This window comes from Peribacillus sp. ACCC06369, from assembly GCF_030348945.1.
Lineage (GTDB): Bacteria > Bacillota > Bacilli > Bacillales > DSM-1321 > Peribacillus.
This window is the reverse complement of record NZ_JAUCEN010000002.1, coordinates 4,095,241-4,111,353: the sequence shown is the minus strand read 5'-3', so window position 1 is coordinate 4,111,353 and position 16,113 is coordinate 4,095,241. Positions and strand designations below refer to the sequence as shown.

15 protein-coding genes and 1 pseudogene are annotated in these 16,113 nt (G+C 41.5%); 15 read left to right on the top strand and 1 reads right to left on the bottom strand.

Translation table 11 applies throughout. The annotated features are described in order from the left end of the window. Positions 1 to 29 precede the first annotated feature (29 nt). The 5 genes and pseudogenes from QUF78_RS20890 to QUF78_RS20870 all read left to right on the top strand — a co-directional run bounded on the left by QUF78_RS20890 (position 30) and on the right by QUF78_RS20870 (position 4,281). Positions 30 to 1,365 (top strand): annotated as a pseudogene (locus QUF78_RS20890) (MATE family efflux transporter). After that, on the top strand, positions 1,343 to 2,164 hold the full coding sequence (locus QUF78_RS20885; RefSeq protein ID WP_289326157.1) for a nicotianamine synthase family protein: 822 nt from the start codon (positions 1,343 to 1,345) through the stop codon (positions 2,162 to 2,164). The pseudogene QUF78_RS20890 and the gene QUF78_RS20885 overlap by 23 nt, the downstream one beginning before the upstream one ends. Positions 2,165 to 2,290: 126 nt before the next feature. Then, the gene (locus tag QUF78_RS20880) at positions 2,291 to 2,695 is read left to right on the top strand and encodes a DoxX family protein (RefSeq protein WP_289315206.1); all 405 of its coding nucleotides are present in this window, start codon (positions 2,291 to 2,293) and stop codon (positions 2,693 to 2,695) included. 4 nt (positions 2,696 to 2,699) lie between these two features. After that, positions 2,700 to 3,545 carry a VOC family protein gene (locus QUF78_RS20875; protein WP_289326156.1) on the top strand — a complete coding sequence of 282 codons (846 nt, stop codon included), beginning with the start codon at positions 2,700 to 2,702 and terminating at the stop codon, positions 3,543 to 3,545. Between the two features lie 49 nt (positions 3,546 to 3,594). Continuing rightward, the gene (locus QUF78_RS20870) at positions 3,595 to 4,281 is read left to right on the top strand and encodes an FMN-dependent NADH-azoreductase (RefSeq protein ID WP_289326155.1); all 687 of its coding nucleotides are present in this window, start codon (positions 3,595 to 3,597) and stop codon (positions 4,279 to 4,281) included. A gap of 101 nt (positions 4,282 to 4,382) precedes the next feature. On the opposite strand, the gene QUF78_RS20865 is transcribed toward QUF78_RS20870, so the two are convergent. Further along, positions 4,383 to 5,795, bottom strand: coding sequence for a sigma-54 interaction domain-containing protein (locus QUF78_RS20865; RefSeq protein WP_289326154.1), 1,413 nt, complete (start codon positions 5,793 to 5,795; stop codon positions 4,383 to 4,385). Positions 5,796 to 6,177: 382 nt separating this feature from the next. On the opposite strand from QUF78_RS20865, the gene pruA reads away from it, so the two are divergent. The 10 genes from pruA to QUF78_RS20815 all read left to right on the top strand — a co-directional run bounded on the left by pruA (position 6,178) and on the right by QUF78_RS20815 (position 16,107). Beyond that, a complete protein-coding gene (pruA, locus tag QUF78_RS20860) occupies positions 6,178 to 7,725 on the top strand; it encodes an L-glutamate gamma-semialdehyde dehydrogenase (RefSeq protein WP_289326153.1) in 1,548 nt (515 codons plus the stop codon). Between the two features lie 17 nt (positions 7,726 to 7,742). Beyond that, entirely contained in the window at positions 7,743 to 8,936 is a 1,194-nt protein-coding gene (locus QUF78_RS20855) for an ornithine--oxo-acid transaminase (protein ID WP_289315211.1), read from the top strand. Positions 8,937 to 8,958: 22 nt separating this feature from the next. Continuing rightward, a complete protein-coding gene (locus QUF78_RS20850) occupies positions 8,959 to 10,224 on the top strand; it encodes a Glu/Leu/Phe/Val family dehydrogenase (protein WP_289326152.1) in 1,266 nt (421 codons plus the stop codon). Positions 10,225 to 10,261: 37 nt separating this feature from the next. Then, positions 10,262 to 10,516 carry a biotin/lipoyl attachment domain-containing protein gene (locus QUF78_RS20845; RefSeq protein ID WP_289315213.1) on the top strand — a complete coding sequence of 85 codons (255 nt, stop codon included), beginning with the start codon at positions 10,262 to 10,264 and terminating at the stop codon, positions 10,514 to 10,516. 273 nt (positions 10,517 to 10,789) lie between these two features. After that, entirely contained in the window at positions 10,790 to 11,029 is a 240-nt protein-coding gene (locus QUF78_RS20840; RefSeq protein ID WP_289326151.1) for a hypothetical protein, read from the top strand. A gap of 281 nt (positions 11,030 to 11,310) precedes the next feature. Further along, on the top strand, positions 11,311 to 11,988 hold the full coding sequence (locus QUF78_RS20835; RefSeq protein ID WP_289326150.1) for a DUF975 family protein: 678 nt from the start codon (positions 11,311 to 11,313) through the stop codon (positions 11,986 to 11,988). Positions 11,989 to 12,124: 136 nt separating this feature from the next. Next, positions 12,125 to 12,304 carry a DUF4083 domain-containing protein gene (locus tag QUF78_RS20830; RefSeq protein WP_289315216.1) on the top strand — a complete coding sequence of 60 codons (180 nt, stop codon included), beginning with the start codon at positions 12,125 to 12,127 and terminating at the stop codon, positions 12,302 to 12,304. Positions 12,305 to 13,074: 770 nt separating this feature from the next. Further along, positions 13,075 to 14,313, top strand: a complete 1,239-nt coding sequence (locus QUF78_RS20825; protein ID WP_289327371.1) for a cytochrome P450 — start codon at positions 13,075 to 13,077, stop codon at positions 14,311 to 14,313. Positions 14,314 to 14,762: 449 nt separating this feature from the next. After that, the gene (locus QUF78_RS20820) at positions 14,763 to 15,413 is read left to right on the top strand and encodes a phosphatase PAP2 family protein (RefSeq protein WP_289326149.1); all 651 of its coding nucleotides are present in this window, start codon (positions 14,763 to 14,765) and stop codon (positions 15,411 to 15,413) included. Between the two features lie 82 nt (positions 15,414 to 15,495). Continuing rightward, a complete protein-coding gene (locus QUF78_RS20815) occupies positions 15,496 to 16,107 on the top strand; it encodes a DedA family protein (RefSeq protein WP_289326148.1) in 612 nt (203 codons plus the stop codon). Positions 16,108 to 16,113: the final 6 nt, after the last annotated feature.

Below are 16,113 nucleotides of genomic sequence, written 5' to 3'. Positions count from 1 at the left end.
CGATTAAAAGGGACTAAGGGGGAAGTAAAGTGAACCATCGATCATATTTGGCCTTGGCCATTCCTCTGACCATATCGACGATAACGACGCCATTAATAGGTGCGGTGGACACCGCCGTTGTGGGTCAGTTACCAAACCCTGCTTATTTGGGTGGCGTTGCTATAGGTACGATCATTTTCAATACCTTGTATTGGCTGTTTGGATTTTTGCGGGTGAGTACTTCGGGATTTGCTGCACAAGCACTTGGGGCAGACGACGAAAAGCAAGGTGTGTTAGCCTTTTTAGGCCATTTATCCTGGCGATTGTTGTAGGGATGGGTTTCATCCTTCTTCAGGGGCCAATTGAACAAGTTTCCTTAACACTGATGAATCCGGATGCTGATGTACGCGGATATGCGGCTGAATACTTCGGCATTAGAATTTGGGGAATCCCATTCACTTTGATGAATTACGTCATATTGGGATGGCTGATGGGGATGTCCAAGATCAAGGTTTCGCTAGTGTTACAGGTGTTCATGAACCTCATGAACATTGCCCTGGATTTGTTATTTGTCCATATATTCGAATGGGGTGTGCCGGGGGTGGCCATAGCGACACTCCTTTCGGAAGTGACGGCCTTTTTCATTGGACTAATCATTATTTTGAAGGCGTCGCCACATCAAATGGAATTGCCTCCTTTGAAAGAGATGTTCGATCCGTCATCCATTAAGAAAATGATGTCGGTGAATCGGGATTTATTCATCAGGACGCTTTGCCTGTTGACCGTTTTTAATATCTTCACCGCAAAGGGAGCCTCGTATGGAACGGAGATATTGGCAGCGAATGCCGTTCTCATCCAAATTCACTATATGATGGCTTACTTCTTTGACGGGTTCGCAAATGCTTCGAGCATACTTGTTGGAAAAGCGATTGGTGCGGGAGATAAGCGCTTATATAAGAAGACCCTGAGCCTGTCGTTGCAGTGGGGGGAATATCTTCCCTGATGATTGCTGCCAGTTACCATTTATTCAGTGAGTCCATCCTTTCGCTTTTCACACGGATACCGAGTGTCATTGAGCTTGCAAACGTTTATGGGATCTGGCTTATTTTGTTTCCTCTATCGGCTAGCGTAGGCATCGTTTTCTACGGAGTTTTTACTGGGGCAACAGAAGCTGCCCCGATTCGTAACTCGATGATTTATTCCTTGATCGCCTTTGTGATCACACTGTATATCTTTTTGCCGGCATATCAAAACCATGCATTATGGCTGGCCTTTACTGTATTCAGCTTAGGACGTTCCGTATTTTTAGCATTGTATATTCCACAGTTAAGTAAAAAATTATTTCCTAATGGGAGTGTTCGCCTTGAAAACGATCAAATGGTCTAGAAAACAGGAAAAAATCATTCATACATATATGGATACATATAAAACCTTACTCAAAGAAGATGATTTATCACCAAATAACGAAATAATCAATCGTGTTTTATCCGAACTGGTTTCGATGATTTCGAAACCATTGGACCCGCAAATGGCTGAAGAAATTCTCAACCATGATGAAATCCGATCGATTCGGGGTACCATGCTTGATAAGCTGACGATTGCTGAAACCTTGATGGAGGATCATTATGCCAAGTTATTTATTGGCAGGGTGAACTCCCTGGATGACTTCCGTTCGTTCATTTATTGGGATAACTACAAAGAACTGATCAAAACGGAAGTCAATGAATTGAAAAAAGTGAAAAAAGATATTCAGTCATTTGCATTTGTAGGAACGGGTCCTCTGCCATTAAGCCCGTTACTGCTTCAACGGGAGTTGGATGCAAAAATGACTTGTCTCGATATAGATGAACAAGCCCATTCACTTGGCAGGCGCATCGTCCAAGAACTGGATAACGAAGGGACTTCAGATTATATTTTGAATGATGGCGCCCTTCATGATTATGCGGAGTTTGATCTAGTATGGATTGCCAGCCTGGTCCCCAATAAAGAAGAAATCCTGGAAAGGATATTTCAGACGAAGCCTGACGCAACTGTCGCAATACGGTCAGTGGACGGCATTCATCAATTATTATATGAGCCCGTTGATGCGACAAAGTTCCGTAAAGTGGCATGTGAGGAAGTCGGGAGAACCATTGCGGACTCTTTCATCATCAATTCAACCATTTATTACACATTTAAACCGTGATACCAAGGAACGAGTTGCTTCGGCAATTCGTTTCTTTTTATATTCCAATAAACTTACTTGACATTATAAACTTATTTAAATATAATTACTTACATAAAGTAACCGATAAAAAAGGAGAGTTCATACATGAATAAAAATGAAGCAGGTCAAGTTTTTTTAAGGGTGATTTTAGGTCTTACCTTTTTCATTCACGGCATTTCAAAGTTTCAAGGGGGCATAGGAAACACGGCGGGATTTTTTGATAGTCTTGGTATTCCTGGGTTCATGGCTTACATCGTTGCAGGTATCGAATTAATCGGTGGACTTGCGGTTATACTTGGTTTGGGAACACGAATCGTTTCCGTCCTGTTTGCGGTCATTATGGCGGGGGCGATTTTTACGGCTAAATTATCTGCTGGTTTTCTTGGAAACGGGCAAGCAGCGGGCTACGAACTGGACTTGGCACTACTAGCCATGTCAGTCTATCTAGCGTGTACAAACCGCATAGCCCTCTCTTTGGATAACATGATTTTCAATAAAAAAGGGAAGTGACATTATGAAGAATTTTCATCAAAAACCAGTTACTTTTGTTGGCGAAGTCAGTATAAATGTTTTGGATTTAGATAAAGCCATCACGTTTTATCAAGATATCATCGGCCTTCAAGTATTGAAGAAAAATGAAAGGCAAGCTGTTTTAACGACTGACGGAAAAACCCCGTTGCTTACACTTGAACAGCCTGCTGATGTGATTCCAAAAGAAGGGCGGACGACGGGCTTATATCACTTTGCCCTTTTACTGCCGACCCGTGCAGACTTATCAATTTTCTTACGACATTTACTTCAAACGAAATATCCATTTGGAGCGGCGGATCATGAAGTGAGTGAAGCGCTGTACATTACCGATCCTGATGGCAATGGCATTGAAGTTTACTCTGACCGGCCATCGACTGATTGGAAGTGGGCCAATGGGGAGGTCGCGATGGGCACGGATCCGTTGGATGGGAATGACCTTCTGGAAGAAAGTAATGGAGAATGGAGCGTAATGCCTGCAGGTACCTTAATGGGACATATACATTTGCATGTGTCAGATTTACGTAACACGGAGGAGTTTTACATGCAAGGTCTTGGGTTTACTGTTGTGAATCGGTACGCAGGAGCACTCTTTACTTCCACCGGGGGATATCATCATCACATCGGATTGAACATTTGGAATGGTGTAGGCGCCCCAGCTCCTAAGGAAAATAGTGTGGGACTAAACTGGTATACCCTCGTTTTTGCAAATGATGAAGCGAGAGATAAAGTGATGGAACGACTGAAAGGAATAGGAACTGTCGTTACGGAAAAAGAGGAGTTTTATGTCGTAACAGATCCATCAGGCAATGAGATTCATTTAGTCGTCTAAAAAGGGCTTATTGTAATGGAATTAAAGTAGAAAGCAATGGTGAGGAAAAATGGGATTCTTAAATAGATTATTTGGGAAAAGAGAAACGGCAACAGAGGAGAATGGGGAAATGACAAAAGTATTATTCGTAAAAGTGAACGATCGCCCTGCAGATCAGGCAATCAGCTCGAAAATGTATGACACATTCTTAGAAACATATAAAGAGACCCACCGTACAGATGAAGTGATCGAGTTGGATTTATTTAAAGAAGAACTTCCTTACTATGGGAATACAGCCATTACTGGTTTGTATAAACGCAATCAGGGTCTTGAACTGACAGCTGAAGAGGAAAAAGCGGCAAAACTGGTTGACCAATTCTTAAATCAATTCCTAGCCATGGATAAAGTTGTTTTCGCATTCCCTCTATGGAACGCAACGGTTCCTGCGCCGCTGATCACATACCTTTCCTATTTGTCACAAGCAGGTATTATGTTCAATTATACCGCGGAGGGACCGGTTGGGTATGCTGGCGATAAAAAGGTCATGCTATTGAATGCCCGCGGTTCGGATTATGCATTGGAAGGAATGGCTTCTGCTGAAATGGCTGTGAATTTAGTTAAAAATATCATTAGCCTGTGGGGGATCAACAATCCGGAGGCAGTGGTCATTGAAGGACATAATCAGTATCCGGATCGGACACAGAAAATCATCGCGGATGGTTTGGAAAACGTTGCAAAAGCTGCTGAAACATTCTGATTGGGAAGTTTCTCGGCTGAAAGGAATCGAAAAGGTACTGGATGAACAGGCAAAGAAGGCCCCCATATATCAATGGGGGCCTTCTTTGTGCAGGAAAGACGTTATTTGTCCTGATACTTTTTCAAACGGTATTGAAGACTTTGGCGACTGATATTCAGGGCTTTAGCTGCTTTAGAGATGTTCATGCCATGTTCCTTTAATACCTTCTCCAAGTATTGCTTTTCAGTATTGGCGATATAATCATCAAGAGATAATGTCGACTCCTGTAAATCTCCATTCGTTTGGACATCTTTTTTATCGGGATGAATGTCTTCAAAATGTGCTTTCTTTCTAAATAGGGTAGGAAGGTGATTGATGGCAATCTTGGTATCGCCAGGTTCCAGTAAATTCATGGCCCCTTCAATGATATGTTCAAGTTCCCTTACGTTCCCAGGCCAGTCGTAATCATAAAATAGTGAGTAAACCTCTTCGCTGATCCCTTCAATATTCAATTCGAACAGCGCATTGAATTTCTCGATGAAGGATTGAGCCAGCAAAGGGATATCCTCTTTCCGCTCACGAAGAGGAGGGATGAATAACGAAACGACACTTAATCGATAGTATAAATCCTTTCGTAAATGATCATTTGAAATGGCATCTATTGGATCCTCATTTATCGTTGCAATGACCCGAACGTCAATTTTTTTATCTTTTGTATCCCCAACACGACGAATCGTCCTTTCTTGAAGGGCCCTTAATAATTTCGCTTGCAAATTCGGATTTAACGAATTGATTTCATCAAGCAGGATGGTTCCGCCCTGTGCCTGTTCGAATAATCCAGGCCTTTCGATCGATCCGGTGAAGGCCCCTTTCTTTGTGCCAAAGAGTATTCCTTCAATTAAACTATCTGGCAGGGCAGCACAGTTTTGGCTGATGAAAGGATGTGTCGAACGGCTGCTGCCATTATGGATACTTTGGGCGAAGAGTTCTTTTCCGGTTCCCGTCTCCCCGACGATGAGGATGGAGGATGTGGTCCTGGTCGAGCGCTTGCTCTTTTCTATGACGTCCAGGAAGTTCTCACTGGTTCCGATGATGCTGTCAAACGTATATTTGGTATCGCCCTTATTTAAGATATTGTCTTTAATGATTCTTTCGAGATTCGTTATATCCTTTGCCACTTCAATTGCTCCGATGATCGTTTGGTTCGGATCCAAAATCGGAAACGTATTATTGATTGTTGTAATTTCCTGTCCAAGATTATTGAAGTATGTCTGCTTCGAGTTCTCGGTAGCCTTACCTGAATGGAGCGCCCGGATTAATGTACTCTCCGTTTCTTCCTTGAATTTAAAGATATCGTGAATCTTTTTCCCTAATACCTCCTCTGATTCCATTCCTTCAATTTCAGCCATTTTCTTGTTATAAACGATGGTTCGACCCTTTATATCGATTATATGTATCCCAATATCGATTACATCCACAAGCGAATAGAGGATGGTTTGGAAACCTTCTATTTTAATGATTTGATCTAAATGCATGAATGCCTCCCGTTTTTATTCATTTCTTAGAGCTATTGTAGTGGAATTGAAGAAAAGGCGCAAATAAAATTTGCACAGCAAGGATATTTTGCATCCAGGTGCAAAGATATTTTGCGGAAAAAGTGTAAAAACACTGTTTTTTATGGTTTTATGAGTTGGCATGAATCTTGCATTAATAAAAAGTGTAAGGTTTAAGCGACAATAACAGGGATTAGAGCAAAAAATAATGGCATACTATGTCAATTTTGCCCCAAAAGTGCTGAATTTCATTGCATATTTCATAAAAAAACAATATTTTTACGAAAAAATGAAAAGTTGGCACGGAACTTGCTTATTAAATAAGTGAGAAATAAAAACATTAACTTTAGGGAGATGAGCCATAATGGTCCAACCATATAAACACGAACCATTTACTAATTTTAAAATCGAAGAAAACAATAAAGCTTTTCAAGTGGCATTGAATGATGTAGCTAATGATTTAGGGAAGAAATATCCGCTGGTCATTAATGGTGAAAAAGTGTTTACTGATGAAGTCATTACCTCTGTAAACCCAGCAAATAAAGAAGAAGTAATTGGAACTGTGTCCAAAGCAAATAAGGACCTTGCTGAGCAAGCCATGCAAGCGGCAGATAAGACATTCCAAACATGGAGAAAAACGAAAGCTGAAGTGCGTGCAAATATTTTATTCAGGGCTGCAGCCATCGTTCGGAGAAGAAAACACTATTTCTCTGCTATATTGGTTAAAGAAGCAGGAAAGCCTTGGAATGAAGCGGATGCAGATACAGCGGAAGCGATCGACTTCATGGAATACTACGCACGCCAAATGCTGAAGCTTAAAGACGGCATGCCAGTGGAAAGCCGTCCGATTGAACACAATGCCTTCAGTTATGTTCCACTTGGTGTCGGTGTCATCATCTCACCTTGGAATTTCCCATTTGCGATCATGGCAGGCATGACGACAGCGGCCCTTGTTTCAGGTAATACCGTCTTATTGAAACCGGCCAGTACAACACCGGTCATTGCAGCAAAATTCATTGAAGTATTGGAAGAAGCGGGCTTACCGGCAGGAGTCGTGAACTTCATTCCAGGAAGCGGTGCTGAAGTTGGTGATTATTTGGTAGATCATCCTCGCACACGTTTCATCAGCTTTACCGGATCTCGTGATGTTGGAATCCGTATTTATGAGCGTGCGTCTAAAGTTCATGAAGGCCAAATTTGGTTGAAACGTGTCATCGCTGAAATGGGCGGAAAAGACACGATCGTTGTTGATAAAGAGGCTGATTTGGAATTGGCAGCACAATCAATCGTCGCTTCTGCATTCGGATTCTCTGGTCAAAAATGTTCTGCTTGTTCACGTACCGTCATCGTGGAAGATGTATATGACCAAGTCTTGAATCGTGTCATTGAATTAACGAAAGAAAAAACGGTCGGGGAACCAACCGATGTAAACAACTTCATGGGTCCGGTTATCGATCAAGCCGCTTTCGACAAAGTCATGAGCTACGTTGAAATCGGTAAACAAGAAGGGAAACTTGTTGCAGGTGGAGAAGGAGACAATTCAAAAGGTTTCTTCATCCAGCCAACCATCATTGCTGATGTGGATGAGAATGCACGAGTCATGAAAGAAGAGATTTTCGGACCAGTGGTAGCGTTCTGTAAGGCAAAAGATTTCAATCATGCTATCGAGATCGCCAATAACACGGATTATGGATTAACAGGTGCGGTCATCTCGAACAATATTGAACATATCGAACAGGCGCGTGAGGATTTCCACGTAGGTAACTTGTACTTCAATCGTGGCTGTACTGGTGCCATTGTAGGATACCAGCCATTTGGCGGATTCAATATGTCAGGTACAGATTCAAAAGCGGGCGGTCCTGATTATTTAGTTCTGCATCTTCAAGGAAAAACAACATCTGAAACGCTATAATTTGAGGGGGAATCAACATGACAACAGTAACGGAAAAATTAATCGAGCAAACAGAACAATATGGTGCAAACAATTATAATCCACTTCCAATCGTCATTTCGAAGGCAGAAGGAGTTTGGGTGGAAGATCCTGAAGGAAACAAATATATGGATATGCTAAGTGCCTATTCAGCAGTGAACCAAGGTCACAGGCATCCGAAAATCATCGACGAATTAAAAAAACAAGCAGATCGCGTGACATTGACGTCCCGTGCATTCCATAGTGATAAATTAGGCCCATGGTATGAAATGGTGTCCCGCATTACGCAAAAAGACATGGCGCTGCCTATGAATACAGGTGCTGAAGCCGTTGAAACAGCAATCAAAGCTGTTAGGCGCTGGGGTTATGATGTTAAAGGAATTGCAGAAAACCAAGCTGAAATCATTGCTTGTATCGGGAATTTCCATGGCCGTACGATGGCAGCCGTTTCATTGTCATCCGATGATGAATATAGAAGGGGCTTTGGACCGATGTTACCAGGGATCAAGCTTATTCCTTATGGTGATCTTGATGCATTGAAAGCAGCGATTACACCGCAAACGGCTGGATTTTTAATCGAACCGATTCAAGGTGAAGCGGGAATCATCATACCGCCTCAAGGATTCTTAAAAGAAGCTTACGAACTGTGTAAAGAAAATAATGTCCTATTCGTTTCTGATGAAATTCAATCAGGACTTGGACGTTCAGGAAAAATGTTCGCCTCTGACTGGGATGGAGTAGTTCCGGATATGTACATTTTAGGCAAGGCGCTTGGCGGCGGGGTTTTCCCAATCTCTTGCGTAGCTGCAAACCGTGAAATCCTTGGCGTATTCAATCCTGGTTCACATGGTTCCACATTCGGCGGCAATCCATTGGCATGTGCGGTTTCCATCGCTTCATTGGAAGTCCTTGAAGATGAGAAGCTTGCGGAACGTTCATTGGAGCTTGGACAATATTTCATGGATAGTTTAAAAGAAATCAAGAATCCGATGATTAAAGAAATCCGTGGTAGAGGTCTATTCATCGGGGTTGAATTGACAGAAGCTGCAAGACCTTATTGTGAGCAACTTAAAGAAGAAAAACTGCTATGTAAAGAAACACATGATACAGTCATCCGTTTTGCTCCGCCGTTAGTGATTACAAAAGAAGAATTGGATTGGGCAATCGAACGCATTAAAAGAGTTTTATCCTAATATCCCTATGAGGTGAATTCCATTGAGTACAACGATCAAAGAAGAAAAAGAAACTGCCAGCTTGCTTGAATCAACACAGGTCGTAATCAAGGAGGCGCTGGATAAGCTTGGATATTCTGAAGAAGTGTTCGAGCTTTTGAAGGAACCTCTTCGTATGCTGACCGTCCGGATTCCAATTAAGATGGATGATAATACGACGAAGATATTCACTGGGTACCGTGCCCAGCACAACGATGCCGTTGGTCCGACAAAAGGTGGGATCCGTTTTCATCCCGAAGTCGATGAGGAAGAAGTCAAGGCACTGTCAATGTGGATGAGTTTGAAATGCGGAATTGTGAATCTGCCATATGGCGGAGGAAAAGGCGGCATCATCTGTGATCCGCGCCAAATGTCCATTGGTGAATTGGAAAGACTTAGCCGCGGGTATGTTCGGGCGATCAGCCAAATAGTTGGGCCGACTAAAGATATTCCGGCACCGGATGTTTATACGAATTCACAAATCATGGCATGGATGATGGATGAATACAGTAGAATAAGAGAACACGATTCTCCTGGTTTCATTACAGGTAAGCCACTGGTACTGGGCGGTTCACACGGTAGGGAAAAGGCGACTGCACAAGGTGTCACCATCTGTATCGAAGAAGCGGCAAAGCGTAAGGGCATAGAATTGAAAGGTGCACGCATCATCGTCCAAGGGTTTGGGAATGCAGGAAGCTTTTTAGCTAAATTCATGCATGATGCAGGTGCGAAAGTGATTGGCATCTCGGACGCATATGGTGCGATATATAATCCGGATGGTCTGGATATCGATTACTTACTTGATCAAAGGGATAGCTTTGGAACGGTAACGACACTATTCGAAAACAAAATCACTAATCAAGAACTTCTGGAACAAGATTGTGATATTTTAGTGCCTGCTGCCATTTCCAACCAAATCACCAAAGAAAATGCACATCTTATCAAGGCCCAAATTGTCGTGGAGGCAGCTAATGGACCTACAACTTTAGAGGCAACCAAGATCTTGACGGAACGGGATGTGCTTCTTGTACCCGATGTATTGGCAAGTTCAGGCGGTGTGACTGTTTCTTACTTTGAATGGGTTCAAAATAATCAAGGTTATTATTGGGAAGATGAAGAGGTCCAAACCAAATTAAAAGCGTTATTGGTCAACTCATTTAATCAAATATATGAAATGTCCGAGACTAGAAAAGTGAATATGAGGTTGGCGGCATATATGGTGGGTGTCAGAAAAATGGCAGAAGCCTCGATATTCCGTGGCTGGGTTTAAGCTTTAGTCTAATAATGGAGAGTGGAGGAGTGATTCCGTGTTAAAACCGATTCATACCATCGAGTGTGTACATGATGGGACCATCGAACAAGTTTACGTTCAAAAGAATTCCTATGTTTATGAATGGGAGAGGCTCTTTTTAGTGAAAACGGAGGATGGGAAATTGATTGATGTTTCAATAGGTGCCAGTGGTCACATTACTGAAATCAATGTCACGGCAGGGGATCCTATAAACAGAAAGCTACCTTTAGCTTTGCTCCAAGACGATTTTATTATAACTGGCTCTGATTGATCATAGAAAAAGGGTGTTCCAAAGGCGGAAACTATTCGGCTTTTGGGATGCTCTTTTTTTTGTTGTTTTAAAGCGCAATCGGATCTTTTAGGGTAAGTCAGGAAAAATTTCGAAAGAGATATTTTTCGATCGGACCGGAGGAAATCGATAGGATTCAAGTGGAAGGAACCTATATGGGCGGTTCTTTGGTTCATCAGTAAGAAAGGGGGAAAACTAAGTAAAAATAATAGGGGACGAAAAGGGGGAGATTTCCTTTTCGTCCCTTTCACTATCTTGGATCGGATGAAAGGAACTTTCTATAGTGAGAAACTTTTTACTCTTTTCTTGCAAGAGAGCCTTGGAATCTACTTGAGTGTAAATGGCGCACAAAGTCTTATTGGGGAGAAGGAAAATGGAACTAGAATAACAATAGTGAAAAATAAAAGCGTCTTCGCTGACGGTATTCTTAACAAGCCATGGTTCAGCGAAGTTTTTGGAAGGAATTGTTGGGTTCGTGGCACTGAAATTGATTAATGGCATATTGTCATATTCGCTTTCATAAACTGTTAGGGATACAAACAAGCCAAGGATCATTTAATTGCCCAGATGGGAGGTGATCGTGATTGCCCGAAACCGATTCAACCGCTTGTTGTGCTTTCTAGGAAATTAAGCCCACGGCTCGAAATATTATGTTAAAATACAAAATGGGATCTAAACATCAAATAAATAGTGGTTTTTCTTAATTCAACCAAATATGCAATAAAATGGTGAATATTCAGAATTCCACTGTTTAAAAAAGGGGAGTTAAATAGAATATGAGAATCTCAGAATTAAAAAGGAAAGCCCTGCATTCGTTGGGAGGTAAATGGGGAACAGCTGTATCGCTTATGTTGCTCTTCTTCTTAATAAATATCATTTTACCTTTAATTGTCGAAGTGATCGTAAGCGGTGGGTTTTCACAATGGTTCATGCAGGAAGAAACACCGGTATGGTCTGATATCTTCAGTACGGTCCTGTCCATCGCCTTAATCCCGCTCACCATTTCAACCACTTGGTTCTACTTGAATTTGGTTAGGGAAGGAAATCCTGATATTCCAGAGGTATTCGCAATCTATAAAGATGGAAGAACCTCTTTCAAGCTTATTGGTGCATCCATTTTACAAGGTATTTTCATTTTTTTATGGTCATTATTATTAATCATTCCGGGTATCATTAAAAGCATCGCCTATTCGCAGCAGTTTTTCTTATTGAAGGATCATCCAGAATACACTGTGCTTGAATCCATTACAGAAAGCAGAAAAAGAATGAAGGGCTTGAAATGGAAGTATTTCCTTATGCACCTAAGCTTCATAGGGTGGGGCATCCTTTGCATGTTCACGCTGGGAATTGGTTTACTATGGTTGATTCCTTATGCAGGAACAACAATGGCTGCATTCTATAATGAATTAATCGTACCTCAAGAAGATTTTGACGATCAACAAATAGAGGTATAAATGATCAACCGATAGCAATTGGCTATCGGTTTTTCAATTATGCCGTTAATTCTCGATTCCCCATAAAAAGGTTAAAATGTTCATTTTTCCTGGTGTATAATAGAATACTGAGAATGCCATTTAGGGGGATTACATAGTGAGTGGTTTTAATATTGCGGATCTGATATACCAATTGTTTTGCCTTGTATTTTTAATTCTGATCATTGTTGGGACCGTATCCCTTTTCCGTTCCGTCAAGCATCGTAAAACCAGAATGGATATCATGGAAAAGAAAATGGATGATTTACATGAACTGATTAAAAAGGGCAAAAATTGACGGCTGCATTGTGCAGCCATTCAGACTGTAGACAAGCTCGAAGAAAGGCGAGTTTGTCTGCAGTTTTTTTATTTGAAAACGTTCCAGCTAAATTCAGAAATCCGCTCCCTTTCCGCCGACTGTCTGCCAAGCCACATCAAAGCAAGCGTCTGTGGGGTCTCGGCAAGAGTGTCGCAAATTTCTTCAGTCTAATGAGGTTTCATAAAACAATAAAAAAACATGAAGGATAACCAAGTCTTCTTTTATAATCATGGTTCGGGAAGAGACCATTCCGAGACTCCTGCGGGAAAAGCGTGTCCAAGGGAGACCCCGCAGGTGCAAAGAGTGCCGCGGAAGCTCCCCGCCCGCCGCGGAAAGTGAGTTCCCTACGTTTCAATAAACGTTCAATTTTTACAAACTCCGGAAATTATTAAATTATCTATACTGAAATAACTTAGTGAAAAGCACTGTCTCCGAATTTGAAAAAGAGGATTGGATTTTAAGCATCAATTGAAGGACATAAAAAAATAGAAAAAGGAAGGGAATTGTCAAAAATAAGCAGTTTTACATAGGGTTGTTGGGATTGTGGGGCAAATTTCATGTAAGGCTGCTGGTATGGAAGATGCATGGTTTGTTGCGGGGTTTTACCCTATAATGGAATAGATGTGTATTTAAGGATTTGGTGAAAAAGTCTATCAGGATTGCTCGACCCTATAACAAATCGACTGAGATGGGAATGCTGAACATGCGATCCTTTTGTTAGGTATCTTTGAGAAGTGGGAGGAGTCGGTATCATGAAAGAAGTTATAGCAATAAAAGAATTTACTAGGTTTAAAACACGTACGGAGGAATTTAGTCCATACGCTTGGTGTAAACGGATGTTAGAAAATGACCCCGTGAGTTATCACGAAGGAACGGATACGTGGAATGTTTTTAAATATGAAGATGTTAAGCGTGTTCTCAGTGATTATAAACATTTTTCGAGTGTCCGGAAACGGACTACCATATCGGTTGGAACGGATAGTGAGGAAGGTTCAGTTCCTGATAAGATCAAAATCACTGAAGCGGATCCACCGGAGCATAGAAAACGCCGTTCACTGCTTGCCGCAGCATTCACACCTAGAAGTCTTCAAAACTGGGAACCTCGCATTCAGGAAATAGCGGATGAATTGATCGAAGAAATGGATGAGGAAACGGAAATCGATATGGTGCAATCATTGGCGAGTCCGCTTCCGATCATTGTCATGTCAGATTTGATGGGCGTTCCTTCGAAAGATCGCTTATTGTTTAAGAAATGGGTGGATATCTTATTCCTTCCTTTTGATAAAGAAAAACAAGAAGAAGTAAATGAATTGAAGCAAGTGGCAGCAAAAGAATACTATCAGTATTTGTATCCGATTGTTGTGCAAAAACGATTGAACCCGGCAGATGATATCATCTCGGATCTTTTGAAGGCGGAAGTGGATGGGGAGATGTTTACGGATGATGAGGTTGTCCGCACGACCATGCTGATTTTAGGAGCAGGTGTCGAGACAACAAGTCATTTACTGGCCAATAGCTTTTATTCCCTGCTATATGATGACAAGGAAGTTTATCAAGAGTTACATGAAAACCTGGATTTGGTTCCGCAGGCGGTCGAAGAAATGCTCCGTTACCGTTTCAATCTCATTAAATTAGATCGCACCGTAAAGAAAGATAACGATCTATTAGGAGTGGAATTGAAAGAAGGGGAAAACGTGGTTGTTTGGATGAGCGCAGCTAATTTGGATGAAGAGATGTTTGAAGACGCCTTCACCCTTAATATCCACCGCCCAAATAATAAGAAACATCTAACCTTCGGAAATGGTCCTCATTTCTGCCTCGGAGCACCGCTAGCCAGACTGGAAGCAAAGATTGCGCTTACTACATTCCTGAAGAAATTCAAGCATATTGAAGCGGTGCCATCGTTCCAGTTAGAAGAGAACCTTACCGATTCAGCGACCGGGCAAACTTTGACATCACTACCGCTTAAGGCATGCCGTACACTATAAAAAAAACGAAAAACCTTGTGCACTAACCTGCATAAGGTTTTTTCGTTTTAGTAGGGACGCAGGGCATACATGGTGAATGGTAGCGTAATGTTATTAAAGCTGCCATTTTATCTGAATTTCCATATGTAGGATTTGCTGCTTCGGCATTGGCTGGTGTAATGATAGCCTCTAAAATGCAAACTGGTTATTTGATTGTACCATAATCGATCATAAGTGAGTCCCTGAGAAAAGAATACCGAAGATATAACGATCCAAGTGAATGAAACTAAAGTAACCTTAAGTTGAGGTGACAATGACGAATAGAGTAGTATGAAAAAGTAGAAGATTTGATCATAAACACTGGATGCGTTGTGGGCAATGAAGCAAATACATTCATTCTGCAATGAAGAAGATATGATAAAATAGAAATTTCCATATGAAACGGTTTTCAAAAGTGAAAGGATGTTATTATGAAATTAAAGCAACAATTAATCATTGCTTTTATAGTAAGTGTACTTTCTTTAATCGGGTTCAGTTTCATGGCATTTACCATTAGTGCAAATGAATACCTGAAATTTGATGAAAAGGTGATTTCCTTAGTGCAGGGATGGGAGTCCCCCTTACTGACTGGTATCATGAAGTTCTTTACCTACATAGGTTCAACTTGGTCCTTGATCATCCTCTCTTTGATGATTTTGTTTTTCTTATATAAGGTTTTGAAGCATCGTTTGGAGCTAATCTTATTCAGTGCCGTCATGGTTGGTTCACCTCTTCTCAATTTGATGGTCAAGCTTTTCTTTCAACGCGCCCGGCCTGATTTACATCGGCTCATCGAAATAGGGGGGTACAGTTTCCCTAGTGGACATGCCATGAATGCATTCTCTTTATACGGTATTCTCACATTTCTGCTATGGCGTCACATCACGGCTAAGTGGGCGAGGATCCTATTGATTCTGTTCAGTATGATGATGATCCTATCGATTGGTATAAGTCGAATATACTTGGGAGTCCATTATCCTAGTGATATCATTGCGGGATATTTGGCGGGTGGTTTTTGGATTGCGATTTCCATTTGGTTTTTCCAAAGGTATCAAGAACGGCGGAAGAAAAAAGATATTTAATAAAGGGTCAAGATTATTGCAAGATAAGCAGCCGGCGGGTAACAAGTCAGCTGTTGATTCAAATCAGTTAGGAGCGTAATAAATGGAAAACTGGATTACGGAATTCATGAATGATTTTGGGTATATGGGAATCTTTCTATTAATAGCATTGGAAAATATTTTCCCGCCGATCCCATCAGAGGTCATTCTTACTTTTGGCGGTTTCATGACGACAACAGCGAATATGACGATTATGGGCGTCGTGATCGCATCGACTATAGGGTCAGTGGCAGGGGCAGTCGTCCTTTATGGAATTGGTTTGCTTCTTGATGTTAAGGTCATTGAAAAGTTCGTGGAAAGATGGGGCCATATTCTTCGGTTAACGGTACCGGACGTCCATAAGGCGAATTCATGGTTTGACAAGTATGGGGCATGGACCGTGTTTTTCTGTAGACTGGTTCCGCTTATCAGAAGCTTGATCTCGATTCCAGCAGGCATGTCCCATATGAGCTTTTGGCTCTTTCTGCTTTACACAACATCCGGAACATTAATTTGGAACATCATCTTAGTCAATATCGGGGCAGCTGTTGGGTCTTCGTGGGAAGATATTGTAGGATATATGGACATTTATTCAAACATCGTTTATGCGATATTGGCTTTGCTATTCATTCTTTTCGTTGTTTTGATTTTTAGAAGGAATAAAGGCAAAGTATAATCTAGA

Coding starts and splice junctions, on each gene's coding strand:
- QUF78_RS20865 (WP_289326154.1), bottom strand. CDS start 5,795: ATGCATTTAGATCAAATCATTAAAATAGAAGGTTTCCAAACCATCCTC.
- QUF78_RS20870 (WP_289326155.1), top strand. CDS start 3,595: ATGGGATTCTTAAATAGATTATTTGGGAAAAGAGAAACGGCAACAGAG.
- QUF78_RS20855 (WP_289315211.1), top strand. CDS start 7,743: ATGACAACAGTAACGGAAAAATTAATCGAGCAAACAGAACAATATGGT.
- pruA (WP_289326153.1), top strand. CDS start 6,178: ATGGTCCAACCATATAAACACGAACCATTTACTAATTTTAAAATCGAA.
- QUF78_RS20815 (WP_289326148.1), top strand. CDS start 15,496: ATGGAAAACTGGATTACGGAATTCATGAATGATTTTGGGTATATGGGA.
- QUF78_RS20820 (WP_289326149.1), top strand. CDS start 14,763: ATGAAATTAAAGCAACAATTAATCATTGCTTTTATAGTAAGTGTACTT.
- QUF78_RS20875 (WP_289326156.1), top strand. CDS start 2,700: ATGAAGAATTTTCATCAAAAACCAGTTACTTTTGTTGGCGAAGTCAGT.
- QUF78_RS20880 (WP_289315206.1), top strand. CDS start 2,291: ATGAATAAAAATGAAGCAGGTCAAGTTTTTTTAAGGGTGATTTTAGGT.
- QUF78_RS20835 (WP_289326150.1), top strand. CDS start 11,311: ATGAGAATCTCAGAATTAAAAAGGAAAGCCCTGCATTCGTTGGGAGGT.